At 75.6% G+C, this 24994-nt stretch carries 28 protein-coding genes; 16 read left to right on the top strand and 12 right to left on the bottom strand.

Annotation, left to right across the window (positions count from 1 at the left end):
• Positions 1-49 precede the first annotated feature (49 nt).
• The 3 genes from IE287_RS01160 to IE287_RS01170 form a co-directional block, all read right to left on the bottom strand.
• Complete coding sequence (locus tag IE287_RS01160; protein ID WP_189846964.1) at positions 50-1354, bottom strand: M28 family metallopeptidase; 1305 nt, start codon at positions 1352-1354, stop codon at positions 50-52.
• A gap of 354 nt (positions 1355-1708) precedes the next feature.
• Positions 1709-2782: a HEAT repeat domain-containing protein gene (locus IE287_RS01165; protein WP_189846965.1), complete on the bottom strand. Its 1074-nt coding sequence runs from the start codon at positions 2780-2782 to the stop codon at positions 1709-1711.
• Entirely contained in the window at positions 2779-3351 is a 573-nt protein-coding gene (locus IE287_RS01170) for a DUF4291 domain-containing protein (RefSeq protein ID WP_189846966.1), read from the bottom strand. Before IE287_RS01170 ends, IE287_RS01165 begins: the two co-directional genes overlap by 4 nt.
• 112 nt (positions 3352-3463) lie before the next feature.
• Here IE287_RS01170 and IE287_RS38255 point away from each other — a divergent pair, with 112 nt between their 5' ends.
• The gene (locus IE287_RS38255) at positions 3464-4138 is read left to right on the top strand and encodes a hypothetical protein (RefSeq protein WP_229883217.1); all 675 of its coding nucleotides are present in this window, start codon (positions 3464-3466) and stop codon (positions 4136-4138) included.
• Positions 4139-4164: 26 nt separating this feature from the next.
• Here the strand turns inward: IE287_RS38255 and IE287_RS01180 are convergent, their stop codons facing one another.
• Together IE287_RS01180 and IE287_RS01185 are read right to left on the bottom strand one after the other, a co-directional pair.
• Positions 4165-5049, bottom strand: a complete 885-nt coding sequence (locus IE287_RS01180; RefSeq protein WP_189846967.1) for a helix-turn-helix domain-containing protein — start codon at positions 5047-5049, stop codon at positions 4165-4167.
• Positions 5050-5315: 266 nt separating this feature from the next.
• A complete protein-coding gene (locus IE287_RS01185) occupies positions 5316-5735 on the bottom strand; it encodes an ATP-binding protein (RefSeq protein WP_189846968.1) in 420 nt (139 codons plus the stop codon).
• 143 nt (positions 5736-5878) lie between these two features.
• Between IE287_RS01185 and IE287_RS01190 the strand changes: the two genes are divergently transcribed.
• The 3 genes from IE287_RS01190 to IE287_RS01200 all read left to right on the top strand — a co-directional run bounded on the left by IE287_RS01190 (position 5879) and on the right by IE287_RS01200 (position 7411).
• On the top strand, positions 5879-6745 hold the full coding sequence (locus IE287_RS01190; protein WP_189846969.1) for a helix-turn-helix domain-containing protein: 867 nt from the start codon (positions 5879-5881) through the stop codon (positions 6743-6745).
• Positions 6745-6933 (top strand): DUF397 domain-containing protein, encoded by a 189-nt coding sequence (locus tag IE287_RS01195; protein ID WP_189847257.1) that lies wholly within the window; start codon positions 6745-6747, stop codon positions 6931-6933. Before IE287_RS01190 ends, IE287_RS01195 begins: the two co-directional genes overlap by 1 nt.
• 94 nt (positions 6934-7027) lie before the next feature.
• Positions 7028-7411: a hypothetical protein gene (locus IE287_RS01200; protein ID WP_189846970.1), complete on the top strand. Its 384-nt coding sequence runs from the start codon at positions 7028-7030 to the stop codon at positions 7409-7411.
• Between the two features lie 561 nt (positions 7412-7972).
• On the opposite strand, the gene lepB is transcribed toward IE287_RS01200, so the two are convergent.
• Entirely contained in the window at positions 7973-8644 is a 672-nt protein-coding gene (lepB, locus tag IE287_RS01205) for a signal peptidase I (protein ID WP_229883218.1), read from the bottom strand.
• Positions 8645-8822: 178 nt separating this feature from the next.
• Positions 8823-9776: a TetR/AcrR family transcriptional regulator C-terminal domain-containing protein gene (locus tag IE287_RS01210; protein WP_189846971.1), complete on the bottom strand. Its 954-nt coding sequence runs from the start codon at positions 9774-9776 to the stop codon at positions 8823-8825.
• A gap of 260 nt (positions 9777-10036) precedes the next feature.
• Here IE287_RS01210 and IE287_RS01215 point away from each other — a divergent pair, with 260 nt between their 5' ends.
• From IE287_RS01215 to IE287_RS01250, 8 genes are all read left to right on the top strand, one after another.
• Positions 10037-11146 carry an FAD-dependent monooxygenase gene (locus tag IE287_RS01215; RefSeq protein ID WP_189847259.1) on the top strand — a complete coding sequence of 370 codons (1110 nt, stop codon included), beginning with the start codon at positions 10037-10039 and terminating at the stop codon, positions 11144-11146.
• A gap of 242 nt (positions 11147-11388) precedes the next feature.
• Positions 11389-12105 (top strand): alpha/beta fold hydrolase, encoded by a 717-nt coding sequence (locus IE287_RS01220; protein WP_189846972.1) that lies wholly within the window; start codon positions 11389-11391, stop codon positions 12103-12105.
• A gap of 10 nt (positions 12106-12115) precedes the next feature.
• The gene (locus IE287_RS01225; RefSeq protein WP_189846973.1) at positions 12116-13225 is read left to right on the top strand and encodes a hypothetical protein; all 1110 of its coding nucleotides are present in this window, start codon (positions 12116-12118) and stop codon (positions 13223-13225) included.
• 73 nt (positions 13226-13298) lie between these two features.
• The gene (locus tag IE287_RS01230) at positions 13299-13691 is read left to right on the top strand and encodes a VOC family protein (RefSeq protein WP_189846974.1); all 393 of its coding nucleotides are present in this window, start codon (positions 13299-13301) and stop codon (positions 13689-13691) included.
• A 125-nt stretch (positions 13692-13816) separates the two neighbouring features.
• Positions 13817-14980 (top strand): esterase-like activity of phytase family protein, encoded by a 1164-nt coding sequence (locus tag IE287_RS01235; RefSeq protein WP_229883219.1) that lies wholly within the window; start codon positions 13817-13819, stop codon positions 14978-14980.
• 125 nt (positions 14981-15105) lie between these two features.
• Complete coding sequence (locus IE287_RS01240) at positions 15106-15597, top strand: DUF1203 domain-containing protein (RefSeq protein WP_189846975.1); 492 nt, start codon at positions 15106-15108, stop codon at positions 15595-15597.
• 235 nt (positions 15598-15832) lie between these two features.
• A complete protein-coding gene (locus IE287_RS01245) occupies positions 15833-16177 on the top strand; it encodes an RNHCP domain-containing protein (RefSeq protein ID WP_189846976.1) in 345 nt (114 codons plus the stop codon).
• A 1-nt stretch (position 16178) separates the two neighbouring features.
• Positions 16179-16607 carry an RNHCP domain-containing protein gene (locus IE287_RS01250; protein WP_189846977.1) on the top strand — a complete coding sequence of 143 codons (429 nt, stop codon included), beginning with the start codon at positions 16179-16181 and terminating at the stop codon, positions 16605-16607.
• A 42-nt stretch (positions 16608-16649) separates the two neighbouring features.
• Here IE287_RS01250 and IE287_RS01255 read toward each other — a convergent pair whose 3' ends face one another.
• A complete protein-coding gene (locus tag IE287_RS01255) occupies positions 16650-17117 on the bottom strand; it encodes a VOC family protein (protein ID WP_189846978.1) in 468 nt (155 codons plus the stop codon).
• Between the two features lie 49 nt (positions 17118-17166).
• The gene (locus tag IE287_RS01260) at positions 17167-17622 is read right to left on the bottom strand and encodes a VOC family protein (protein WP_189846979.1); all 456 of its coding nucleotides are present in this window, start codon (positions 17620-17622) and stop codon (positions 17167-17169) included.
• 98 nt (positions 17623-17720) lie between these two features.
• On the opposite strand from IE287_RS01260, the gene IE287_RS01265 reads away from it, so the two are divergent.
• Positions 17721-18305, top strand: coding sequence for a TetR/AcrR family transcriptional regulator (locus IE287_RS01265; protein WP_189847261.1), 585 nt, complete (start codon positions 17721-17723; stop codon positions 18303-18305).
• Between the two features lie 67 nt (positions 18306-18372).
• On the opposite strand, the gene IE287_RS01270 is transcribed toward IE287_RS01265, so the two are convergent.
• From IE287_RS01270 to IE287_RS01280, 3 genes are all read right to left on the bottom strand, one after another.
• Positions 18373-18984: a DUF4291 domain-containing protein gene (locus IE287_RS01270; protein ID WP_189846980.1), complete on the bottom strand. Its 612-nt coding sequence runs from the start codon at positions 18982-18984 to the stop codon at positions 18373-18375.
• 64 nt (positions 18985-19048) lie between these two features.
• Positions 19049-20092 (bottom strand): EamA family transporter RarD, encoded by a 1044-nt coding sequence (gene rarD, locus IE287_RS01275; RefSeq protein WP_189846981.1) that lies wholly within the window; start codon positions 20090-20092, stop codon positions 19049-19051.
• Between the two features lie 161 nt (positions 20093-20253).
• Positions 20254-21129 (bottom strand): NAD(P)H-binding protein, encoded by an 876-nt coding sequence (locus tag IE287_RS01280; protein WP_189846982.1) that lies wholly within the window; start codon positions 21127-21129, stop codon positions 20254-20256.
• A 99-nt stretch (positions 21130-21228) separates the two neighbouring features.
• On the opposite strand from IE287_RS01280, the gene IE287_RS01285 reads away from it, so the two are divergent.
• The 3 genes from IE287_RS01285 (at position 21229) to IE287_RS01295 (ending at position 24991) form a co-directional block, all read left to right on the top strand.
• Positions 21229-21624 carry a winged helix-turn-helix transcriptional regulator gene (locus IE287_RS01285; protein WP_189846983.1) on the top strand — a complete coding sequence of 132 codons (396 nt, stop codon included), beginning with the start codon at positions 21229-21231 and terminating at the stop codon, positions 21622-21624.
• 83 nt (positions 21625-21707) lie between these two features.
• Positions 21708-22538 carry a hypothetical protein gene (locus tag IE287_RS01290; protein ID WP_189846984.1) on the top strand — a complete coding sequence of 277 codons (831 nt, stop codon included), beginning with the start codon at positions 21708-21710 and terminating at the stop codon, positions 22536-22538.
• 290 nt (positions 22539-22828) lie between these two features.
• Positions 22829-24991: a bifunctional serine/threonine-protein kinase/ABC transporter substrate-binding protein gene (locus IE287_RS01295; RefSeq protein WP_189847262.1), complete on the top strand. Its 2163-nt coding sequence runs from the start codon at positions 22829-22831 to the stop codon at positions 24989-24991.
• The last annotated feature ends 3 nt before the right edge of the window (positions 24992-24994 follow it).

A 24994-nucleotide genomic window follows, 5' to 3' on the forward strand; every position in this document is an offset into this window, starting at 1 on the left:
GCCGGGAGAACGTCACCGGCCCACCCGGGTGGCATCACGGACCTCCCGGCTACGGGAAGGTCAGCTTGAAGGAGTTGATGTAGCCGGTGTCGGCGCCGGCCTTGTCCTGGACGCGGAGCTTCCAGGCGCCGTTGGCGACCTCGCCGGAGGCGTTCACGGTGTAGGTCTGGTTGATGTTGTCGGCGCTTCCGCCGGAGCGGTTGTGCAGGTTGTAGACCGAGCCGTCGGGGGCGACGAGGTCGACGACGAGGTCACCGATGTAGGTGTGGACGATGTTCACGCCGACGGAGAGGCTGGCCGGCGCGTTGCCGGTGACGCCGGTGACGTCGACCGTCGAGGTCACCGCGGCGCCGTTGTCCGGGACGGAGACGTCGGCGGTGTTCTCGAAGACCTTGCCGGTCGGCGGCTGGGTGCTGGTGCCCGACAGGGTCCAGATCGCGTGCGCGATGGCGTCGCTGTTGCGGTCCAGGGCCGTGTCGTTGATGTTCGCCGTCGTGTCGCACGAGGAGTGGTAGCAGCGGTCGAAGGCCGTGGCCGTGCCGCCCCACTTCGTGACCTGGGCGCTGGTCTTGACCCGGCTGGCACCGGTGAAGAGACCGCCGACGGGTATGCCGACGTTCTTGAAGGAGGCGTGGTCGGAGCGGCCGTCGCCCTCCGTCTCGATCTCCGTCGGGACCCCGATGCCGGAGAAGTAGGTCTTGAAGGTCTGCTCGATCGTCGGGTCGTCGTCGTAGACGAAGTAGCCCGGGTTCGGCGAGCCGATCATGTCGAAGTTGAGGTAGCCCTTCAGCTTCGCGCGCTCGGTGGTCGGGAGGTTGTTCACGTAGTGCTTCGAGCCGACCAGGCCCAGCTCCTCCGCGCCCCACCAGCCGAAGCGCAGGTGCTTGGAGGGCTGGTAGCCGGTGCGGGCGACGGTGAGCGCGGCCTCCAGGATCGCGGCCGAGCCGGAGCCGTTGTCGTTGATGCCCGGGCCCGAGGTGACCGAGTCGAGGTGCGAACCGGCCATGATGACCTGGTTGGCGTCGCCGCCCGGCCAGTCGGCGATCAGGTTGTAGCCGGTGGTGCCGTTGTACGTGAACTGCTGGACGGTCGTGGTGAACCCGACCGCGTCCAGCTTCGCCTTCACGAAGTCGATGGACGCCTTGTAGCCGGCCCGGCCGTGCGCGCGGTTGCCGCCGTTGGCGGTGGCGATCGACTGGAGGTCCGTGAGGTGCTGCTTCACGCTGGCGACCGGGATGTCCGGCACGGCCGCGGCGCCTGCCGGCGCGGCGGTGGCCGGTACGGCGCCGGCGAGCGCGCCGATGACGAGGGCCGAGGATCCGGCCAGGGCGGAAAGTCTCGCGGAGAGCTTCATGTGGGGGCTCCGGATTCCGAACGGGGATGGGACGGAACGTACGAGCGCCTCGCGCCGTGGGTGACGCGAGGCGTTGGAGCTGTGCGAGTGCGTGGTGAATGGTGTGCGACGGGCTGATGTCTCGTCAAGACACATTCAGGACGCCGGAGTTCGCTGAGCGGACAGATCGGCTGGGCGTCCCCCTCCGGGCAGCCCGGGCCGCCGCCCGGCCGGCGGCCTGCCCGGAGGGGCCGACGGTCCCGGACGCCTGCCGCGCCACCGGCTCCGTCCGCCGCGCCGCCGGGCTGCTCCGCCTCCGCCACAGCGGCGTCTCCCGCCGCCCGGACCACCCGGGCCGGTCCCCGGGCCTCGGCCTCACGACCCCGTCGGGCCCGACGGGGGCCCGGCTGTCGCCGACGGTGTGGCGGCTGCCCGGCCCTCCGTGGGGGCGGCGGCCTCCCGGTCCTCCGTGGGCGGGGCCTCCCGGAGCAGGTCGTCCGCGAGGGCGGCCACCGTCTCGCGGACGGCGGCGGCCGGGTCGCGGGCGAGGACGGCCAGCAGGGCGGTCTCCTCGCGCTCGACGAGCCCGTCGACGACCGCTTCGCGCACGGCGGCCGAGGGGTCGCGGGCCAGGTCCGCGAGGAGCGCGCCGGCGGCGGGGGTCCGGCGGTAGGCGATGCTCGCGGCGACGTTCTCCCGCACCTCCGCGTCGGCGTCGCCGGCCAGCGTCCGCAGCAGCGCGTCCGCTCCGGGCGTCGACCAGCCGGCCACGGACCACGCGAGCCGCCGCCGCACCCCGGCGTCGGGGTGCTCCGCCAGGGGCGCGAGCCGCTCCACCGGGCCCCGCCGGCGGAGCTCGTACCACCGGAGGGTGGCGCACAGCGCGGCGGTGTCCCCCCGCGCCTCGGCCCGCTCCAGCCGCTCCCGCAGCACCCGTGAGGCCGGTGCGGGCCCGTCGAGCGGGTGCGGCCGCCGCTCCCGCAGCCGCCGGGAGCCGTAGGTGCCGGGCTGCACGCACCCGGCGCACACGCAGGGGGCGGTCCCGTGGGCCCCGGGGAAGTACCGCCATCCGGCGACCTGCCGCACCGCCCGGATGCGCCGGACCTCGGCCGGCGCGACCGCCCGGGGCAGGAAGACCTCCCATCCGAGGGCCCCGTCGCCGAGCCCCCGGATCCGCCCCGCCGCACCGGCCGCCGTCGTCGCCTCCGGGCTCCGGTCGCCGTACCGCCCGACGGTCACCGGCGCGTCGTCCGGCAGCCGCACGTGGACGGCGACGAGCCCGCGCGGCCCCGGCCGCCGGGCCAGCTCCCGCAGCCACTGGTGGGTCAGGGGGTACGACGGCAGCACCGGGAACAGGTACACCCCGCGCGGCTCCCCGGAGGCCTTGAGGCCGCCGCGCCGGATCCGCGCCGCGTGGACGGCGGGCGCGAGGTGCACGAAGGCGGTCACGCGGCCCGCCCCGCGCGCAGCCGCCGCTCCAGCTCCGGGGAGAGCGGATAGACCCGCTCCGGCGGGAACAGCCGCCGCGCCTCCGCGGCCCGCCCGGTCCGGAGCAGCTCCGCCGCCCTGCGGACGGTCGGCGTGAGGTCGGTGAGGCCGGTGACCCAGTCGTCGGCGAAGGTGCGGACGAGCTCCCGCCCGATGCCCACCTGGATGCTGTAGTGGTTGAGCGCGGCCCCGCGCGGCGAGCGCTCCGGGTCCCACTGCACGTGCACGGCCGCCCGCGCCAGCGCCTCGGGGTCGCCGGCCGTCGGCACGGCCCGCGCCAGGGCCTCCTCCCACCCCTCCCGGGTCATCCGCACGGCGAGCACCCGCTCCTGGCCGGGCTTGCGCGCCCAGTTGCTGCGGTGCATCAGCCACAGGAACGACGGCTTGATCCACGTCATCCGCCCGAACGAGAACGGCGGGACGAAGCGCCCCGCCCGCAGCGCCGCGTCCGCGAGGGCCGGCGCGTAGGCCTGGTAGACGACGACCGTCCGCTCGTCGTGGTCGGCGCGGATCTCGTACAGGGAAGTCATGCGCGCACCCTGTCAGTCCGCCTCGCCGCCCGGCGAACCGTTTTCCCCGTCCCGCGCCCGGGTAGGGCGTGGTCGGGCGGGCGGGGGCCGGCCGGGGAGCGGGGGGCTTCACATGGAACGGGCCGAACGGGCGGAGGCCGCCGAGACGGCTGAGACGGCGGGGACGGCTGAGACGGCGGAGAAAGCCGAACAGGCCGAGGTCGCGGAGGCGGGGAAGGCCGAGCCCCCGGAGAAGGCCGAGGCGGCCGAGCGGGCCTTTCCCGGGTGGGGCTGGCGGGTGTTCGGCGGTTTCGCCGTGCTGTGGCTGGCGGCGGCCCTGACCGTGACGTGGCTGCTCTTCGGCGCGCGGCTGGGCGCGCTGTCGGGCTTCATGCCACCGACCGGCTCCTTCGCGGTGACCGGCTGCTTCGAGGGCATGGAGGAGGGCGACTTCAGCTGCCGGGGCCGGTACACGCCCTTCGGCGCCGGTGCGGTGACGCGGGAGGACGTCCTGCTCCGCTCCGCCGACGACGAGCACCGGCTCGGTACCCGGACCTCCGTCCGGCTCGTCGGCGACCAGGTCTTCGAGCCCTCGCCGATCGGCACCTTCGAGTACGTCTCCATGGCGGGCTGGACGGTCTCCACCCTCGGCATGCCCGGGCTGTGGATGCTCGCCTCCGCCCGCCGGGGCCGGACGGCCGACGGCGACGGTTACGTCTTCGCCTGGCTGGCGGCGCTGTTGGGCGCCATCGCCCTCGGCCTCGCGGTCATGCCGCTGGCGTGGGTCCTGTCGCTGATCCGGGGGTGACCGCGGCGGGCCGGGAGGGCGGGCCCTCAGGCGGCGCGTCCGCCGCCCCCGGCCGCCGCGTCCGCGCAGTCCGGGCAGGGCCCGGGGACCGGCGCCCGGTGGGCGCGGTCGCAGTCGTCGCAGTTCTGGAGGGGGTCGGGCGCGGCGGGCCGGACGGGCGCGGCGGGCAGCGGCGGCGGGAGCAGCGCGGCGAGCCGGTGGGCGAGCAGCCCCGCCGGGTGCGCGAGGTCGTGCGGGAGGCCCGCGCAGAGCGTGCGCCGGACGGCGGCCGGGTCCGCCCCGCGCTCCAGCCAGGCGGTCACCCCGGGCGCCAGCCGCCGCACGTCCCGCTCCGAGAGCAGCAGCCGGGGCTCGTGGACGCGGAGCCCGGCGAGGAGTTCGGCGGAGGGGCGGTGCGGATCCGGGGACGGCGGTCCGGTCCGGTGGCCGGACGGGCGGTCCGGTTCGGGGCCGGGTTCGGGTTCGGGTTCGGGTTCCGGGTCCGGTTCCGCCTGGGACCCGGGTACGGCCTCGGGTACGGGTGCGCGTTCCGGTGACCGGGGCGGCGGCGGGGTCGTCCGTACGGGGCCCGGGTCAGCCCCCGGGCGGTTGTACGAGATCGTGCACGGCAGGAAGCGGCCGTCCGGCAGCCGCTCCCGCGTCCGCTTGAGGAAACCGTGCCGCTCCAGCTCCCGCATCGCCGCCGCGATCCGCAGCTCGCTCTCCGGGGCCTTCGCCGCGAGGGCCTTGATGCCGACCGGCGCGCCGGCGGGGAGCGACTGGAGGTGGAGGGCGAGCCCGCGTGCCGTGAACGAGAGCGCGGGGTGCTGGGCGAGGTCGTTGCTGACGACGACGTAGCGGTGGGTGAGCCGGACGTTCTGGTGAACGAGTCCGGAGGCGCGCGCAGGCGCGTTAGGGTGCTGAGAAGCCATCGGGAAGCGATCTCTTCCTCGGTGGTCAGGCCCCCGATCGGGATTGCAGTCCCGGCGGGGGCCGTCGCATTTCATGGGGAAGGCGAGCATATGCCAGGCAACCCCCCTCATAACCAGCCCAGTTGGTGGAAGTCACCCGAGCGGGTGACGGCCGCGGACGGGGAGGCTGGAGGGGTGGGGAGGGTTCTTTCCCCGGTCTTCGGTCTTTACGTCGTGCGCCACCGCATCGCGGCCGTCCACGACGCGGGAGCCCGGCGCGCGAGGCCTCACGGGAGGTCCAGCTCGGCCCAGACGGTCTTCTGCGGCGAAGGTCCCGGCCGCACCCCCCACCCCCGTGCCAGCGCCGCGACGACCAGCAGTCCGCGCCCGCCCTCGCCGTCGCCGGACGGCGCCCCCGGGAGCGGTACGCGGTCACCCCGCGTGTCCGACACCTCGATCCGGACGACCGCCCCCGTGACGATCGTCCGGAGCCGGAAGTCCCGCCCGGGCACGTGTCCGTGCGTCACCGCGTTGTTCGCCAGCTCGGCCACGACCTGCCCGGCCGCGCCCGCCACCTCCTCAAGCCCCCAGGTGCGCAGCTGCTCCACGGCGAGCAGCCGCGCCAGCCGCGCCCCCCTGGGCGTGGAGGAGAGCTGGAGCGTGAAGTGGCGTGCGGTCGCCATGAGTTGGCTGGTTTCCGGGTTCATGGGACCCAGCGTGCCGACCTCCGCCTACGCTGCCCATCGAACACGCCCTTACGTACGGTTACTGTCCCGCGACTGTCCCGCCTTGTCTCGACTGTCTCGGACCGCGCTCCGGGTAGAGGGCCGCCACGAGGAGGTGGGCACGCATGAGCGTGGACGAGGTGGACGGTGTCGTCGTCGAGGACGCGGGCTGGGAGGTGGATCCCGGCGACGAGCCCGGCAAGGCGATCCTGGCCACGGTCGGACGCCAGCTCAAGACCTGGCGGGAGGCCAGGGGCATGAGCGCGGCGGAGTTCGGCGCGCGGACCGGCTACGGCGAGGACATGATCCGCAAGTTGGAGCGGGGGGACCGGATTCCGCGCCCCGAGTTCCTGGACAGGGCGGACGCGGTGCTGGACGCGAACGGGCTCGTGGCGGAGATGAGGCAGGACATCGCGGAGGTGCGGTACCCGAAGCCGATCCGGGATCTGGCGAAGCTGGAGGGGCGGGCGGTGGAGTTCTGTCTGTACTCCAACGCCAACATCCACGGTCTGTTGCAGACGGACGAGTTCTCGCGGGCACTCCTCCAGACCTGGCGGCCGGCGTACAGCCCTGCGGAGGTCGAGCGGTACGCGATGGCCCGGCAGAGCCGTCGGTCGGTGCTGGAGAAGTCCCCGACGCCTGAATTCAGCTTCATTCAGGAAGAGGTGTCGTTGCGGCGTCCCATCGGGGGAAGGATGGTGCTGCGCCGCCAGTTGGAGCGCCTCTTGGAGGTCGGTGAATTGCCTCACGTCGAGATCCAGGTCATGCCCACCGAGTGCGCCGATCACCCCGGAACGGCAGGACGCATCGCGCTCCTGAAGTTCGAGGATGGCTCGGCAGCGGGGCGCATGGATGGTGACTTCGGTGGGCGCCCGGTCACTGACCCGAAGCGGCTCCGGCTCCTGGACCTGCGCTATGGCATCATCCGCTCCAAGGCCCTCACTCCTGCGGAGTCAAGGGACTTCATCGAGCAACTGCTGGGAGAGACATGATGGGCACGCGCGAGCTGGGCTGGTTCAAGAGCAGCTACAGCGACAGCAGCAACGGCAACGACTGCGTCGAGGTCGCCACCACCCCCGGCACCGTCCACGTCCGCGACTCCAAGGACACCGCCGGCCCCCGTCTCGCCTTCGGTCCCGACGCCTGGGCCGGGTTCGTGGAGTACAGCGCCGGGAAGTGAGGCCGGGAGGTCCCGGCCGGGCTGTGTAACAGGCCTGTACCCACCGGTAGTCGAGGGGTGGGCGGCCGGTTCGGCGGCTCCTAGGGTGAGCGCCATGAAGCGAGGGTGGGCGCTCGCCCTGGCCACGGCGGGTGCCGTGGTCCTGGCCGGGGGCGGATACGTGGTGGGGGACCGGGCGGACGACCGGAGCGGGCCGTCGTGCGCCGAGGTGCGGCAGACGGTCGAGACCGTCTTCGACGACTGGAAGCAGCTCGACGCGAACGACATGGTCGCGCCGGTCAAGGCCCGCACGGCGGCCGACCTCGTGCTGGGGAACCAGGACTGCTACCCCTTCGCGGCGGTGTCCGCGGTGCGGGCGGCCGTGCGGCAGCTCGACGCGGCGGGGGAGTCGGAGCCGATGATGTACGCGGCGGGCCTGGTGGCCTGCGGGGCGGTCGTGAAGGACCGGGAGACCTGCCGGGACGACGGCGGGGAGTAGCCCGGCGGCCCGCCCCCGCACGGGGGCGACCGGGGTCCCGCGCGCGACTCGGCGCGGTTCCTCGAAGACCGTCGCGGCGGCGCGCTCCTCGCCGTCGGAGCGGCCGGAACCGCCACCGCCCGGTCCGGCCTCGTCGCCCTCGGCGTCGTACACGACGGCCTTGCCGTCCTCCTCGCGGCCGGGCCGGCCGTGGTGCCGGACGGCGACGGCCGGGCCGTCGGCGCGGGGAGGCCACGGCGACGCGGGCGCGGCCGGTGGCGGCGAGCGTTCCGGCGAGGTGCGCGGAGGGGCCGGGGACCGCGTCGCCCGCACCGCGGGTGAGGATCCTCGCGCGGGGCTCCGGGGGAGCGGCGGCCCGGTCCGCGGCGGGCGTCGCGGCGGCGGCCGGGGCGGCCCGCTCGTCGCCCGGGCCGGTTCCTCCGCGGGCGGTGAGCGCGGCGGCGAGGAACAGGGCGCCCGCGGGGGCCGTGGCGGGTCGCGCGCGACGCCCGGTCGCCCTCCGGCCGTACCGGAACCGCCCCCGCGCGCGGAAGGGGAACGGCGCGGTCCGCCGGTGCGGAGTCAGCGCGGAGCGGGGACGGGGGGCCGGTCGCTGACGGACCGCCGGCGGCCCGCGTACCAGGCGGCGGCCCCGGCGAGGAGCAGGGCGGCGCCGAGGGCGGCGGTGGCGGCGACGGCCGGGGGGAGGCCGTCGCGGACGCGGCCGAGGACGGCGGAGGCCGCGACGCTGCCCGCCCGGTCGTCGAGGAACCGCGCCGAGTCGCGCGCGTTGCCCCGGTTGTCGCCGAGCAGGAAGAGGCGGCCCTCCGGCACCCGCACGTCGTACGGCTCCGAGGCCGGGAGCAGCAGGTCCCGCTTCACGTAAGGCTCCTCCACGGGGCGGCCGTTCACGGTGATCCCGGTGCCGTCGGAGGCGACGCGGTCGCCGCCGAGGCCGACGACCCGCTGGACGACGGGCGCGTCGCCGTAGCGGTCGGGGACGTGGAGCAGGACCACGTCACCGCGGCGCACCTCGTCCGGTCCGACGCCGCGCTCGACGGTCAGCCGGTCGCCGACGCGGTGGGTGGGCTCCATCGAGGAGCCCATGACGGTGACGCCCCGGTGGGTCGCGAGGAAGATCCCGACGGCGCTCAGGAGCACGACCAGCCCCAGGGGCGCCATGACCCTCCCGACGGCCTTCGCCCGCCCGCCCGTTCCCCGCCGCCGCATGATCGTTCCCTCTCGTCCGGTCATCCGGAGAGGGTAGGCCCTCGCGCATCCGGCCCCCGGGGCGGGCCTCCGGGCCCCACGGACTTCCGTGCGCGAGACGAGCCGCGGCGAACCCTCCGTCCCGGCCGAAGCGGCCCTGGGCGCAGCCCCGGCCTGCCGCGCGACCGCACGCCGGAGCCGGGCGCACCGCCACGAAGGGCCGTCAGGCGGACTCGCCCTCGACGAGGGGGCGCAGGCCGTCGAGGAGGGCCTTGAGGCCCAGTTCGAAGAGGTCGTCGAGGCGGAGGTCGTAGCCGCCCTCGAAACCGCCGACGACCTTCGCGAAGGTCGGGAAGCGGCCGGACCGCGCCAGGGCCTGGAGATCGGGGGTGCGGCTGTCCATCCACTGGTCCTCCGACTGGCCCGTCGCGGCCTCGGCGTGCGCCTCCCGCTCCAGGTGGACCGCGAGGCCCTGGACGTGGCTGTAGATCAGCACGTGGATGTCGAACAGGCGCGTGGGGTCGAGGCCGTGGCCGTCGAGGGCGCCGAGGATCCACTCGCCGTGGTCGAGCAGGCGCGGGACGAACAGCGGGCGGGTCAGCGAGCCGAGCTGGGCCAGCCACGGGTGCCGCCGGTAGAGGCGCCACATGGTCCGGGCGCCCAGCTCGACGCGGGCGCGCCAGTCCTCGGGGGCGTCCGCCGGATACCCCTCCTCGCCGAACGCGGCGTCGGCCATGTGGAGGACGAGCTCCTCCTTGCTGGGGACGTACCGGTACGTCGACATCGGGGCCACGCCGAGGCGCGCGGCGACTCCGCGCATGGAGAGCGCCGGGAGGCCCTCGCTGTCGGCGATCCCGATGGCGGTGCGGACGATCCGGTCGAGGCTCAGCTCCGGCTCGGGGGAGGGGGAGGGCGGCTCGGCGGAGGGGGGAGACGCCGGCGCGGGGGCCGCCACGACCGTGCCGATCCGGGGGCGGGCCTCCACCAGGCCCTCCAGGCGCAGGGTGGTCAGCGCCTTGGTGGCCGTGGCGAGGGCCACGCCCCACTCCTCGGCGATCCGCCGGGTCGAGGGGATCCGGTCCCCGGGGGCCAGCTCGCCCTCCGCGATGCGCCGCCGGAGCTCGGCGACGATGCGCAGGTAGGGCGGGGCGCCCACCCCTCCTGTGATCTGGGTCACACTCCCCTGCCTTCCTGTCCTGTACTAGGGCAGAGGGTAGCAGCGGCGATGACGGCGGAGGCTCTTCTGCCCTAGTACAGGCGGCCTGTTGGGGGGATTGAGGGTGCTGCGTGTACGGCGTACGTTCAGCGCGTACACCGTACGGACCGCCGAAGGAGAACGCCATGAAGAACCAGCCCCAGTCCCTGCCCCAGCCCCAGTCCCAGTCCCAGTCCCTGCCCCGGGTCCAGGGCCGGTCCCGGGACCGGGCCCCGGCCCGGGTGCGGACCGTGCTCGTCTCCGGCGGCGGCATCGCCGGTCCCGTCCTCGCCCACTGGCTGCGCCGCCACGGCTTCGCGCCCACCGTCGTCGAGCGCGCCCCCGGACCCCGCGCCGGCGGGCAGGCCGTCGACGTCCGGGGCGTCGCCCTCGACGTCATGGAGCGGACCGGGCTCCTGGAGCGGGCCCGCGCGGCGCGGACTCGGATGCGCGGCATGTCGGTCCTCGACGCCGACGGCCGGGAGCTCCACCGCTCCACCGAGGCCACCTACAGCAGCGGGCGGCTCGACGGCGAGGACATCGAGGTGCTCCGCGAGGACCTGGTGCGGATGGTCCACGAGCACACCCGCGAGGACGTCGAGTACCTCTTCGGCGACAGCGTCACCGGCCTGGAGGAGGACGGCGACGGCGTGCGCGTCGACTTCGCCCGGGGGGCCTCCCGCCGCTTCGACCTCGTGGTCGGGGCGGACGGCCTGCACTCCACCGTGCGGCGCCTCGCCTTCGGCCCGGAGGAGGAGTACTCCCACCACCTGGGCAGCTACCTCTCGGTCTTCGGCGCGGACAACTTCCTCGGCCTGGAGGACTGGCAGACGTGGCTGCGCGACGGCGACGTGGGCTTCGGCATCATGCCCGTCCGCGACAACACCGAGCTCAGGGTCGCCTTCGGCTTCGCGTCCGAGCCGCTCGCCCCCGAACTGCGCACCGGCGACGCCCTGCGGCGGACCGTCGCCGAGAAGCTGGAGGGCGTCGCCTGGGAAGGGGAGGCCCTCGCCGAGGCCGCCCGCAAGGCGCCCGACTTCTACTGCGACGCGATGGCCCAGATCCGCATGGACCACTGGTCGCGGGGGCGCGTGGTCCTGCTCGGCGACGCCGGCTACTGCCCCTCCCCGCTCTCCGGGCAGGGCACCAGCCTCGCCCTCGTCGGCGCCTACGTGCTCGCCGACAGCCTCGCCCGCCACGCCGGCGACCACCGCGCCGCCTTCGCCCGCTACGAGGACCGGATGCGCCCCTTCGTCGAGCTCAACCAGGCCCTGGCCACCGAGAACCCCGGCGGCCCCGCCTCCGAGGAGTCCGTGGAGCACGCCAAGAACGCGCTGTCCCTAGACGCCTGACGTGGCGCCGGACCGGTCGCGGGACGGACCGGGTGGCCGGTCGCGGGACACGCCGCGGAACCGGTCGCGGGGCCGGCGGCCCGGGTCCGCTGTCGGCGGCGCCCGATAGCGTGCCGGCGGACCGGACCGACCTCTCCCGACCGCCCCTTTCCGCCGGCCCCCTTCCGGCCCTCCCTTTCCGGCCGACCCCTTCCGACCCCTTCCGACCCCTTCCGTCCTCTCCGACCCGGGAGCGAACCACCGTGGACATCCTGCTCATCGCCGGTCTCTGGCTCGACGCCTCCGCCTGGGACGACGTCGTGCCCGAGCTCGCCGCCCTCGGCCACCGGCCCGTGCCCGTCGCCCTGCCCGGCCAGGGCGACGGCGACCTCGGCGCGACCCTCGACGACCAGCTGGCGGCGGTCCTCGCGGCCGTCGACGCGGCGCCGGGGAAGCCGCTCGTGGTCGGGCACTCCGCCGCGGCGAGCCTCGCCTGGCTGGCGGCCGACGCGCGGCCGGAGAAGGTCGCGAAGGTGGCGCTGATCGGCGGCTTCCCGGCCCCCGACGGGCGGGCGTACGCGGACTTCTTCCCGGTCGAGGACGGTGCCGTGCCCTTCCCCGGGTGGGAGCCCTTCGAGGGCCCGGACGCCGCCGACCTGGACGGCCCCGCCCGCGAGCGCCTCGCGGCCGCCGCCGTGCCCGTGCCCGAAGGCGTCGCCCGCGGCACCGTCCGCCTCGCCGACGAGCGCCGCTTCGACGTCCCCGTGGTGCTCGTCTGCCCCGAATTCACCCCGGCCCAGGCCGAGAAGTGGATCGCCGCCGGGGAGAGCCCCGAGCTCGCCCGGGCCCGCCGCCTCTCCTACGCCGACCTCGGCTCCGGCCACTGGCCCATGGCCACCCGCCCCCGCGAACTGGCCCGCCTGCTCGCGGAGTCGGCGGGCCCGGAGCCGGCGGGAGGGGGCGCGGGGCGGACGATCTAGTCTGCCGGGCGTGGACATAGACCTCGGGAACGGAATCCTCGGCGCGATCCTCGGCGTCGTCTTCGCGACGCTCTTCCAGCAGTGGACGCAGGACGTCTGGTTCAAGGTGCGGCGCCGGGCCGCGGGGAAGGTGCGGAGCCTGACCTACCGGGCGGCCGACGGCGGGGCCTGGGGGACCTTCTCGCTCGGGCCGCTGCGCACCTCGGCGCTGATCGTGGAGGGCGACGGGGAGCGGCCGATCGCGCCCGAGGCCGTGCACGTGCGGGTGATGGACGGGGAGGTCGAGCTCCCCGCCGAGCTGGCCCCCTGGCGGGCCGAGATCGAGGCCGAGGAGGCGCGGGCCTCGGCGGCGGGCGAACGGCGGCCGGTCTGGAACGGCGAGCGGTACGCGGTCGAGGCCGTCGAGGTGACCCGTACGCCCCCTGACGAGGCCTCCGAGGTCCACCTGCGGCTCCGGCCCACCGACTACTACACCTTCCTCGCCGCCCAGCAGCTCGACCGGCGGCTCCCCGACGGGTCGACCCCGCGCGGACGCTGGCTCGACCCCGACGCGCCGCTGACCGCGCCCGCCTTCCTCCAGTGCAGCTTCGGCGTGAACGTCGCGGTCGTCACCTCCGACGACCTGCTGGTGATCAACCGGCGCGGGGACGGGGTCCGGACGGCGCCCGGCCTGTGGAACTCCTCCGTGAACGAGGGCCTGGCCCGGCCCACCGACTCCGCCGGCCGCCACGCACCCGACCTGCACGCCGTCGCCCGGCGCGGGATGCGCGAGGAACTCTCGCTGGAGCCGCACGAGTTCACCCTCTCCCTGCTCGCCTTCGTCCTCGACGTCGACGCGCGGATGTGGAGCGCCCACTTCTACGCCCGGCTGACCGGGATGACCGGCGAGGAGCTGCGCGCCCGCACCGGCCGGGGCGTCGCGGACCGCTGGGAGCACTCGGCCACCGAGTACGTGCCCTTCCGCACCGCCGACGTCGCCCGCCACCTCCTGGCGCCGGAGCGGCGCCACCGCTGGGCGCCCCTCGCCCCCGCCCTCTTCCACCTGGCCCTGGTCCACGTCCACGGCCGCGCCTCGGTGGAGCGCGCGGAGGCGGCGGCCGTCCGGCGGCTGTCGCGCTGACCCCGCCGCGCCCGCCCCGCCTTGCCCGCCCCGCCTTCCCCCGCCGGCCCGGCCCGCTCCGTACCCTGTCCGCATGGCATGCCGCATCAGTGAGCTCGTCCTCGAATGCGCCGACCCCGAACGGCTCGCCGCCTTCTGGAGCGCCGTCCTCGGCTACGTGGAGGTGGACCGGGAGGAGGACGGGAGCATCGAGATCGGGCCACCCGGCACCGGCTTCGGCGGGCCCCGGCCGACGCTCGTCCTCAGTCCCGGCACCGGTGCCCCCAGCCGCCCGGTGCGGCTGCACATCGACGTCAGCCCGACCGACCGGGACCAGGAGGAGGAGCTGGCGCGGCTGCTCGCGCTCGGCGCCGTGCCGGCCGACGTCGGGCAGACGGGCGAGGAGAGCTGGCACGTCCTCGCCGACCCTGAGGGCAATGCGTTCTGCCTGCTCAGGAAGCGGATCGAGCCCGTCGGGCAGGAGTAGGGCCGGCCCTCCCGCACGCGGCCGGAAACCGTCGGGCCGATCATCCGACGGTCGGTCGGGAGGGCTTCGGGACCACTCCCCTGGGTGACTGCGGAGCACCGGGGGTGACGGACATGATCACGGGCATGAGTGCCTCCCTGATCCGCCGCGCCTGCGTCGCGGCCCTGCTCCTGACCTCGACGCTGGCCCCCGCCGTCGCCGCCGCGCCCGCACCCGGCACCCCCGCGCCGGAGTCGAGGGGCCCGGTCCAGGCCCGCCTGCTCGGCGAGAAGACCGTCCCGCACAAGCTCGACTTCCTGGGGACCACGGTCGGCGGCCTCTCCGGCGTCGACCGCGACCGCTGCACCGGCGAGTACGTCTTCATCAGCGACGACCGCTCCTTCCTCCAGCCCGCGCGCTTCTACACCGCGCGGCTCGACGTCGACGCGGACGGCGTGCACGCCGTCGACTTCACCGGCACCCGCCCCTTCCGCCGGCCGGACGGGTCGGTCTACCCCTCGCCCGCCCTCAACGACGGCAAGGCGGTCGACCCGGAGGAGATCCGCGTCGACCCGCTCCACTGCCGCTACTGGTGGGGTCAGGAGGGCGACCGGCCCGCCGTCGCCGGCCCGCCGGTCATCCAGCCGTCGATCGAGATCTCCGACCCCGACGGCACCCACCGCGGCCGGCTGCGCCTGCCGGAGAACTACACGATCGCCCCGGAGAGCGGGCCCCGCCGCAACCAGGCCGTCGAGGCGCTCACCTTCGGCGCCCGCGGCACCGTCGTGACCAGCGCGATCGAGGGACCGCTGCTCCAGGACGGACCGGTGCCGGACCTGGAGAACGGCGCGCTCGTCCGCGTCACCCGGCAGACCCGCGCCGGGCGGGTGCTCGGCCAGTACGCCTACCCGATCGAGAAGATCTTCGCCCCCTCCGACCCGACCAGCCCGTGGGGCCCCGACACCGGCGTGCCGTCCCTGCTCGCCTTCCCGGACGACCCCGAGCGCTACCTCGTGCTCGAACGCTCCTGGGTCGCCGGCTCCGGCTACAAGGTCCGCCTGTACGACGCCACCACGCGCGGCGCCACCGACGTGCAGGCCGTCGAGGCGCTGGCCGGCCAGTCCGTCCGGCCCATGCGGAAGCGGCTCGTCGCCGACTTCCACACCCTCGGCCTGTCGACCGTCGACAACACCGAGGGCATGACGTGGGGCCCCGCCCTGCCGTCCGGCGAGCGCACGCTGATCCTCGTCAGCGACGACAACTTCGCCTCGGACGCGGTCACGCAGATCGTCGCGCTCGCGCTGCGCTGAGCCGAGCACGCGGAGGCTTCCGGGGTCCCCGGAAGCCCCAGGGACCCGGGGCCGGAAGCGTGCGGCGGGAGCGCGGGGTCCGGAATCCGCCAGCACGGCGGCCGGCCCAGGCCGACGCTGGATGCATGAACCGCTACCTGCCGCGCGCCGTCGAGCCCGCCGCCCTCGCCGCCCTCCGGGACACCGACGACGCCGGACGCCCCTGCGTCCCGTACGCCGCCCCGGAGGGCGGCGAGCCGCTCCGCTGCTGTCTGCGCGCCGCCCGCGCCGGGGAGTCGATCGCGCTCGTCTCGTACGCCCCGCTGCGGCGGTGGGCGGCCGCCGAGGGCGCCGCTCCGGGGGCGTACGACGAGGTCGGGCCCGTCTTCGTGCACGCGCGGGAGTGCGGGGGACCGACGGCGGCCGGCCCCGGCGGGGGGTATCCCTTCGAGCGGGCGGGAGCCCTGCGGACCGTCCGGCGCTACAGCGCCGAGGGGCGCATCCTCGGCGGCCGGCTCGTCGAACTCCCCGGCCTCGACGAGGCGTTCGCCGAGGCCTTCGCCGAGCCGGACGTGGCCCTCGTGCACGTGCGGGCCGTCGAGTACGGGTGCTTCCACTTCGAGGTCCGGCGGCCGTAGGGCGCACCGCCGGAAAAGCGGTGGCGGCGGACGGCCGGGGACGTCTACCGTCGGGGCGACTCCGAACCGTCCGCCACCACGTCCCGGGCCCCCGGCCCGCAGAGAGGGTGTTCCATGACCCGGCCCGCGCCGAGCGCGCCCCACTCCCCGAACCGCGCCGCCTGAGGCGACCTTCGACGGGCCCGCTCGGCCGACTCCTGCTGCCAGTGACACCTCCTCAGCAAGGAGCCTCCGGGTGACCATCACCATCGACACCTTCACCTGCGTGTGGTGCGGACTCACCGTCCACGCCCACGCCGCCGGCGGACAGCGGCGCAACCACTGCCCCTCCTGCCTGCACTCCCGGCACGTCCACGACCACGTCGAGGGCGGACCGAGCGACTGCGGGGCACGGATGACACCGATCTCCATCGCCGTGCTGCGCACCGGGGACTGGATGATCGTCCACCGCTGCGTGCGCTGCGACGAGCTCACGTCCAGCCCCGTCGCCGAGGACGACAACCGGCTCATCCTGATGCGGATGGCGGTCCGGCCGCTGGCCCAACCACCCTTCCCGCTCGAAGCGTTCGGGGACCTGTGAGATGGCCCGCCGGACGCGTACCGACGACCGGCGCCGCGCCCAGCGGCGCAAGGACGTGCTGCACGGGCGGGGGAGCGGGCACCGGGAGCAGGACTTCCGGTGCGCCGGCTGCCGGCTCGTGGTCCCGCTCGCCGCACCGGGCACGGCCCACCGCAACCACTGCCCGACCTGCCTGGAGAGCCTGCACGTCGACGGACGGGTGCCCGGCGACCGGGCCGCCGCCTGCCGGGGCCGGATGGTGCCGCTCAGCGTCTCCGTCCGGCCCGACGGGGAGTGGCTGCTCGTCCACGAGTGCCGGTCCTGCGGCGAACTGAGCGCCAACAGGATCGCCGGCGACGACAACGCCCTCGCCCTGATGCGGCTCGCCCTGCGGCCGCTGCGGGACCCGGGCGTGCCGGGCGTGGCCCACGGGGCGCTGCTGGCCCTGTGACCCGGCGACCGGCCCCGGGGGCGTGCGGGCCCGGCCGTGCGCTCACTGCACGCAGAACTCGTTCCCCTCGGGGTCGGTCATCACCACCCACGAGCCGCCCTGCTCGGCGACCCGCCGCAGCACGGCGGCGCCCAGCGCCTCCAGGCGCTCCACCTCGGCGTCGCGGGCGCCGGCGGGGGCGTGCAGGTCGAGGTGGAGCCGGTTCTTCACGGTCTTCGCCTCGGGCACCCGCTGGAAGAGGATCCGGCGTCCGAGCCCCGCGCCGTTCTCCTCCGACACCGGGTCGTCCGGGTGCCGGACGCCGGCGAGGTCGTGCCACCCGAGCCGCTCCTCCGGTCTCCCGGCGTGCACGGTCGTGGTCGCCCCGGCCGGTACGGCCCCGGCGGCGAGCAGCTTGCCGACGAGCCCGCCGTGGTCCTCCTCCTCGTACCGGAGGGCGGCCGCCCAGAAGGCGGCCTGGGCGTGCGGGTCGGCGCAGTCGACGACGAGCTTCCAGTGGAGAGGTTCCATTCCCCAGAGGCTCGCGCACCGGGGCGGGGCCCGCCACCGGAACGGCGGATCAGGCGCCGGTGGTGCCGGTGTCCGCGCCCGTGTACTGCCCGGCGAACTCCTCGGAGGGCGGGACGACGGTGATGACGTCGACCAGGACGCCGTCGGGGGCCTCGACGACGAAGTGGCGCTGGCCGAAGTCCTCCGTGCGCAGGGGCAGCACCTCGGTCAGGCCGGCCCCGGTGACGAGCCGCCGGTGCTCGGCGTCCACGTCGTCCACCTCGAAGTTCAGCAGCAGCCCGCCCCGGAGCGCGGTCCGGTGCCCCTCGGGGACGCTCGGGTGGGAGGGGTCGAGGAGCGCCAGCTCGTACTGCGGCGCGTCGGGACGGCGCAGGCTCACGTACCAGTCCGCCTCGAAGGTCGTCTCGAAGCCGAGGTGCCGGGTGTAGAAGTCGCGGGCGGCGGCCACGTCCCCGGTGGCGAGCACCGGGTAGAAGCCGGTCGGTGTGGCGGGGGCGTGCGTCATGGCGGGTCCTCCGGTCCGTCCGTTTCGCATACCCGGGGTATGCGAACCATGGAGTTAGCATACCCGGGGTATGTGAAACGGGAAGGGCGGTGCGCGCGATGGCGGCGGTCAACCGGGCGGAGCGGCGGGCGGCCACACGGCGGGCCCTGCTGGCGGAGGGGCGGCGCGGCTTCGCCGCCGACGGCTACCACCACGTGGTCCTGGCCGAGGTGGCGCGGGCCGCGGGGGTCACCAAGGGGGCCGCGTACCACCACTTCGACAGCAAGGCGGGCCTCTTCCGGGCCGTCGTCGCCGAGGTCCAGCACGAGCTGGGCGAGCGGGTCGCGGCCGAGGCCGAGCGGCACGGGGACCCCTGGGAGCAGCTCCGGGCCGGCTGCCGGGCCTTCCTGGCCGCCGGCAGCGATCCGGCGGTGCGGCGGATCCTGCTGGTCGACGCCCCGACCGTGCTCGGCTGGGACGAGTGGCGGGCCCTGGACGAGGAGTCCTCCGCCCGCCACCTCGCGGAGGCGCTGACCGCCCTCGTCGAGGCCGGGACCCTCCCGGACCAGCCCGTCGAGCCGCTGGCCCGGCTCCTCTCTGGCGCGATGAACGAGGCGGCGCTCTGGATCGCCCGGGGCGGCGACCCGGTCTCCGCCGAACAGGCCCTCGACCGCCTCCTGGCGGGCCTGCGGGTCCCTTCCTGAGCGGCCCGCACGCCCCTGCCGGAGGGGGCTCTGCGCCCCTCCGCCGCCCTCCGCCCCCGGGCCGGGCTCAGGCGCGGACGCGGTCCAGCAGGCCCTCCGTCTCCGGGTAGGGCCGCTCCTCCGGCAGCAGCCGCGCGGCCCCCGCCAGGTCGCCCGCGCGGACCAGGCCGTGGACCTCGCGGGCGAGGCCGGTCACGTCGCGCACGGAGACCGTCCACTCGTCCGCGTACCGCCCCGCCGCCTCCCCCGCGAGCCCCAGCTGGAGCGAGCGGTACGGGAGCGGTCCGAGGCGCAGGCTCCGCTCCGGGTCCCACTGCACCCGCGCGGGCGCCCGCCGCAGCTCCCGCCGCCAGGCCTCCCGGTCGGCGTGGAAGCCGCGCACGTAGGGGGAGAGGCAGGCGCGCCGCAGCGCCCACTCGAAGCCCTCGCGGGTGATCTCCACGGCGAGCACGGTCTCCTGGCCGTCCTCGGTGCCCCAGCCGGAGCGGTACATCATCCACAGGAACGACGGCTTGATCCACGTCATCCGGTCCCGCTTCCACGGCGCCGGGAACCGTCCGTCCCGCGCGGCGGGCGGACCGATCTCCGGCGGGTACGCCTGGTGGACGGTGACCGTGGTGTCGGTGTGCAGGGCGCGGACGCGGCGCTCCGGTTCGTCGCCGGACGGGGGTGCGGGCATGGGGACAGGGTGGATCCCGGCGGCGGGCGCCCGCCACCGGGTTTCGCCCGGGACGGGCGTCCGGTCAGCCGCGGGGTTCGCCCGTCGTCGGCTGCGGGGTGCGGAGGGGGATCCCGGCCTCCCCGGCGGCCGCCCCCGCGGCGGCCTCCTCCGTGGCGCGGGCGATCGCCGCGCGGCTGCGGCGGGCGGTGCGGAGCGCGTCCCAGGTGAGGATCGAGAGCGCGAGCCAGACGAGCGAGAAGCCGGCCCAGCGCTCGGGGGTCATGGCCTCGTGGAAGTACGCGACGCCGAGGCCGAACTGGAAGATGGGGGCCAGGTACTGGAGCAGGCCCAGGGTGGAGAGCGGCACCCGGATCGCGGCCGCGCCGAAGCAGATCAGCGGGATGGCCGTGACGACGCCGGTCGAGGCGAGCAGGGCCATGTGGCCGACGCCCTCGGAGCCGAAGGCGAGCTCGGACCGGGAACCGAGGAGGACCAGGTAGGCGAGGGCGGGCAGGAACTGGACGGCCGTCTCCGCCGCGAGCGACTCCAGGCCGCCGAGGTTCACCTTCTTCTTCACCAGGCCGTAGACGGCGAACGAGAAGGCGAGCGTGAGGGAGATCCACGGCGGACGGCCGTAGCCGATCGCCAGGACGACCACGGCCGCGAAGCCGATGCCGACCGCCGCCCACTGCGCCGGGCGGAGGCGTTCCTTCAGGACGAGGACGCCCAGCGCGATCGTCACCAGGGGGTTGATGAAGTAGCCGAGGGACGCCTCGACGACGTGGCCGTTGTTGACCGACCAGATGTACAGGCCCCAGTTCACGGTGATCACGGCCGCGGCGACCGTCAGCAGCCCCAGCTTGCGGGGCTGGGCCGCCAGCTCCCGCACCCAGCCCCAGCGGCGCAGCGCCAGCAGCGCGAGGCCGACGAAGACGAACGACCACACCATCCGGTGGGCCAGGATCTCGCCCGCGTCGGCGGGCTTCAGGAGCGGCCAGAAGAGCGGGACCAGGCCCCACATCACGTACGCGGCGATGCCGTACGTCAGGCCGGCGCGGCCCTCGGCCTCCCCGCCCGCCGGTGCCGCGGACCCTCCGCCGCCCCCGGCCGTGCCACTTCCGCCCATGAATGCCTCCCGCCCTGCGCCGCGCTGTCCCGACGAAGGTAGCGCCGCACAGGGCAGGCTGTCATGTGTGTACCGCTATACGGTCATGACCTTGGAGGCCCGGAGGCCCGGAGGCCCGGAGGCCCGGAGGCCCGGCGGGCGGGAGTGCGGGAGTGCGGGGGTCACTCCGCCGCGGCCAGCGCCTCGCCGATCGTCGTGCCGACCGGAGTGGTCGGGCGGCCGATCAGCCGCGCCAGGTCGCCGGTGCGGACCGCCAGCGAGCCCCGCGCGATCGCCTCGTCCACGTCGACCAGGATCGCCGCGAAGAACTCCGGCACCCCCGCGCCGGCCAGGATCTCCCGGTGCGCCGCGGCCGGCACGTTCGTGTGCACGACCTCCCGGCCGCTGCGGGCCGCGACCTCCGCCGCGTACTCGGCCAGCGACCAGGCCTCGTCGCCGCTCAGCTCGTAGGCCCGGCCCAGGTGCTCCCCGGCCGGCCCGGTCAGCACCGCCGCCGCGGCGGCCGCGTAGTCGGCGCGGGAGGCGGAGGCGACCCGGCCGTCGCCCGCGTTGGAGACGACGGCGCCGTGGGCGAGGACGGGGGCGAGGTTCGCCGTGTAGTTCTCGCTGTACCAGCCGTTGCGGAGGAAGGTGTACGGCAGCCCCGAGGCGAGGATCAGCGCCTCGGTCTCCTTGTGCTCCGCCGCCAGGTCGAAGTCGGCGTCCGGGCCGCCGAGGACGCCGGTGTACGCGAGCTGGGCCACGCCCGCCGCCTTGGCCGCGTCGATCACGGCCGCGTGCTGCGGCACCCGCCGCCCGACCTCGCTGCCGGAGATCAGCAGCACCCGGTCGCCGGCCCCGAAGGCCCCGGCCAGCGTCTCGGGGCGGCTGTAGTCGGCGATCCGCAGCTCTACGCCGCGCTCCGCGAGGCCGGCGGCCTTCTCCTTGTCCCGTACGACGGCGACGACGGACCCGGCGGGGACGGACGGGTCGGCGAGGAGGGCGTCGACGACGAGACGGCCGAGCTCTCCGGTGGCTCCGGTGACGACGATGCTCATGGGGTTTCCTTCGCGGGGTGGGTGCGGTGGGGGCGACACACTCACCGTACGACCGGCGCTAACCAATCGAAAGTACCCACTTTGAAGTAAGGTACTGGCATGGAGGTAAGTGCGAAGCCGTTCGAGGGGCCCCTGCTGGCCGACGTCGACGGCGCCATGTGCCCGTCCCGGCTCGTCCTGGAGCACGTCACCAGCCGCTGGGGCGTCCTCGTCCTGATCGCGCTCCTGGAGCGCTCGTACCGCTTCGGCGAGCTGCGGCGGCGGATCGGCGGCGTCAGCGAGAAGATGCTCACCCAGACCCTCCAGACCCTGGAGCGGGACGGCTTCGTCCACCGCGACGCCAAGCCCGTCATCCCGCCCCGCGTCGACTACGCCCTCACCCCGCTCGGCGACGAGGCCGCCCGGCGGATCAGGGAGCTCGCCCTCTGGACCGAGTCCCGCGTCCCCTCCGTCGAGGCGGCCCGCGCCCGCTACGACGAGACCCACGGCCAATGACCGCGTAGCGGAGCGGAGTTGGTCCTTCCGCGCATACGATCGTCCCCCCTGGGGGAATCGTGTGAGCGGGGGATGGGGGAAGCGTGTCCTACGTACGGCTGTCGCGCGCCTGCTGTGCCGTCGTGGCGGGCGGGATCATGCTGGCGGGGTGCTCGGGAGGCGGCGGAGGCGAGCCCTCCGGCACGCCGCCCGCCACCACGACCACCCCGGCACCCGGCACCGACCCGCCCCTGGTCGCCCCCGTGCCCGGCGCCACCCCCACCGCCCTCGGCTTCGTGCCCGACCCGGCCCGCGCCCCGAAGACCCCGGCCGAGGCCGCCCGCCTCGCGACCACGATCCTCTCCGGCGGGCCCGGCTCCTGGGGGCCCGGCTACGTCGCCCGCACCCCCTACCTCAGCGCCGAGGGCTACTGGCCCGTCCTCGCCGAGGGCTGCGACTGGGAGACCACCGCCCCGCCGGCCACCGTCCTCCACAGCGTCACCGCCTACATGGAGCTCCCCGCCTCCGGCGGCAGGGGGACCGTCCGCGTCACCTCCACCGTCACCGTCCACCGCACCGAGGACGCCGCCGACTGGGAGATGGCCGAGACCCTGGAGGAGGCGCTGCGCTGCCCCGACCAGCTCCTCCGCGACGGCGAGCGGATCTCCGGCCTCATGTCGCTCGGCAACGCCTACGGCGTCGGCGGCAACTACACCGCCGACGACGCCGTCAACGAGCGCGGGAAGTACCTCAAGGACGGCGTGCCCGGCGAGCACTACTACGGCTGGTCCCAGTCCCGGCTCGGCCAGGTGACCGTCGCCGTCTCCGCCAAGGGCGCCCCCGGCCACACCGAATCCGACCTGGCCACGGCGATGGCCCAGGCCTCGGTGGCCATGCTCACCCGTGCCGAGAACGCGCTGGAGGCAGAACAGTGACCGCGCCGGACGAGACCCCGGACACCCCGGGCACGCACGGGCCCCCCGGCGGGAACGGAACGCCGGGCACGCCCGGGGCCCCGGGAGGGAACGGGGCCCCCGGCGGGAACGGGGCCCCTGGCGGGAACGGGGCCCCTGGCGGAAACGGGACCCCTGGCGGAAACGGGACCCCCGGCGCGCAAGGGACCCCGCCTCCGCCGGCCCACGCCCCGGCCGCACCTCCGCGGCCGCCCGCGACGCCGCCCGTCCCCGCGCCCCCCGTCCCCGCGCCCGGGGACCTCGCGCCGCTCCTGGCCTCCGACCCGTCCGGCATCGCCGGGTACCGGCTCCTCGGGCGGCTCGGCGCCGGCGGCATGGGCGTCGTCTACCTGGGGCGCACGGACGCGGGCGAGCTGGCCGCCGTGAAGGTGACGCTCTCCGACCGGGCCGAGCGGGCCGACTTCCGGGCCCGCTTCCGGCGCGAGGTCGAGGCGGCCCGGCGGGTCGTCTCCCCCTTCGCCGTCCCGGTCCTCGGCGCCGACCCCGACGCCCCCGAGCCCTGGCTCGCCACCGCCTTCGTGCCCGGCCCCTCCCTCGGCGAGGCGATCGTCGCGCACGGACCGCTGCCCGGCCGCAGCCTCCGCGTCCTCGGCGGCGCCGTGGCCCGCGCGCTCGCCGCCGTCCACGCCGCCGGACTCGTCCACCGCGACGTCAAGCCCGGCAACGTCCTCCTCGCCGTCGACGGCCCCCGGCTCATCGACTTCGGCATCGCCCGCGCCGCCGACCCCGACGGGGAGACCGCGCTCACCGGCACCGACATGGTCGTCGGCACCCCCGGCTTCCTCGCGCCCGAACAGGCGGAGGCCCGCACCGGGGACATCGGACCCGCCTCCGACGTCTTCGCCTTCGGCTGCCTCCTCGCCTACGCCGCCACCGGCCGCCCGCCCTTCGGCACCGGCGCCGTCGACGCCCTCATGTACCGGACCGTCCACGACGAGCCCGACCTCGCCGGCGTCCCCGCCGGACTGCTGCCCGTGCTGCGGGAGTGCCTCGCCAAGGACCCGGCCGCCCGGCCCACCGCCGAACAGCTCGTCTCCCGGCTCGTCGTGGACACCCCCGGCACCGCCGCCGACTGGCTCCCCGCCCCCGTCGTCCGCACCATCGCCGAACGCTCCGCCCGGATGCTCGCGCTCCCCGAGATCGACGCGACCGCCGCCGGCACGGTCCCGCCCGGACCGCCCTCCCGCAGCCGCCGCCGCTTCCTCCTCGCCTCCGGCGCCGCCGCCGTCCTCGCCGCGGGCGGGGCGGGCACCTGGCTGGCCCTCCGCGACGACCGCCCGGACGGCAAGGGCACGCCCCCGCCGAAGGCCCGCCGCTGGACCATCGGCGTGCAGGCCGACCTCAGCGGACCCGGCAAGGAGATCGGCCAGGCCCAGGAGCGCGGCGTCCGGCTCGCCGTCGACGCCTTCAACTCCCGCAAGGACAAGCCCTTCACGCTCGACGTGAAGGTCTCCGACGACCGCGGCGACCGCACCCGCGCCCTCGCCGCCGCCCGCGTCCTCACCACCGACCCCGACGTCCTCGGCATCATCGGCCCCAGCCACGACTACACCGGCCAGGAGTCGCTCCCCGCCTACGACGAGGCGCTGCTCCCGGTCGTCACCGTCTCCGCCGGCCTCAACCTCCTCGTCAACCCCGCCCAGAACCAGGGCCGCAGCGTCGTCCGGGCCTGCCCCATCCACGCCTTCAACGGCATGCACATCGCCTACCACGCGCAGTCCGTCCACCGCCCGGAGCGCCCCGGACTCCTCCAGGAGCGGACCGACGACCCGTACTCCTGGCAGTTCGTCGTCGGCGCCGGCTTCGGCTTCAAGCAGGGCGGCATCCCGCCGCACCCCCGGGTGATCCCCGGCGGGGCCAAGGGCCTGGAGCGGGTCGTCGGCGAGATGGTGGACGCCGGCATCGACGCCTACGTCCACGCCGGACTCCTGCCCTCCGCCATCCGCGCCGCGAAGACCCTCGACCGGCTCGGCTTCACCGGCCCCCGCTACGCGGGCCAGCACGTCTTCGGCGACCGCTTCCCGCGCGACGCCGGCCGCTCCGCCGAGGGGTGGATCCTCGGCGCGCCCGTCGCCGACCCCACCGCCCGCAAGGAGGCCGCCGCCTTCCTCGCCGCCCACCGCGCCCGCTTCGGCAACGCCCCCGTCTGGTACGCGGGCGAGGCCTACGACGTCACGCTCCTCCTCGCCCAGCAGGCCGAGAAGGCGTACGAGAAGGCGGGCGGCCGCCCCGACCGCACCACCCTCACGCCCCTCCTGCGCAAGGCCGTCCACCAAGGCGTCATGGGCGGCTACTCCTTCGACGAGGACGGCAACCTCAAGGGCGTCGGCACCTTCCTCCACCAGGTGAGGGACGGGCGGTACCACTCCCTCGGCGCCGCGCCCGCGACCCCGACGCAGAAGGCGGGCGGCTGATCC

This window comes from Streptomyces omiyaensis (assembly GCF_014650895.1).
GTDB lineage: Bacteria > Actinomycetota > Actinomycetes > Streptomycetales > Streptomycetaceae > Streptomyces > Streptomyces omiyaensis.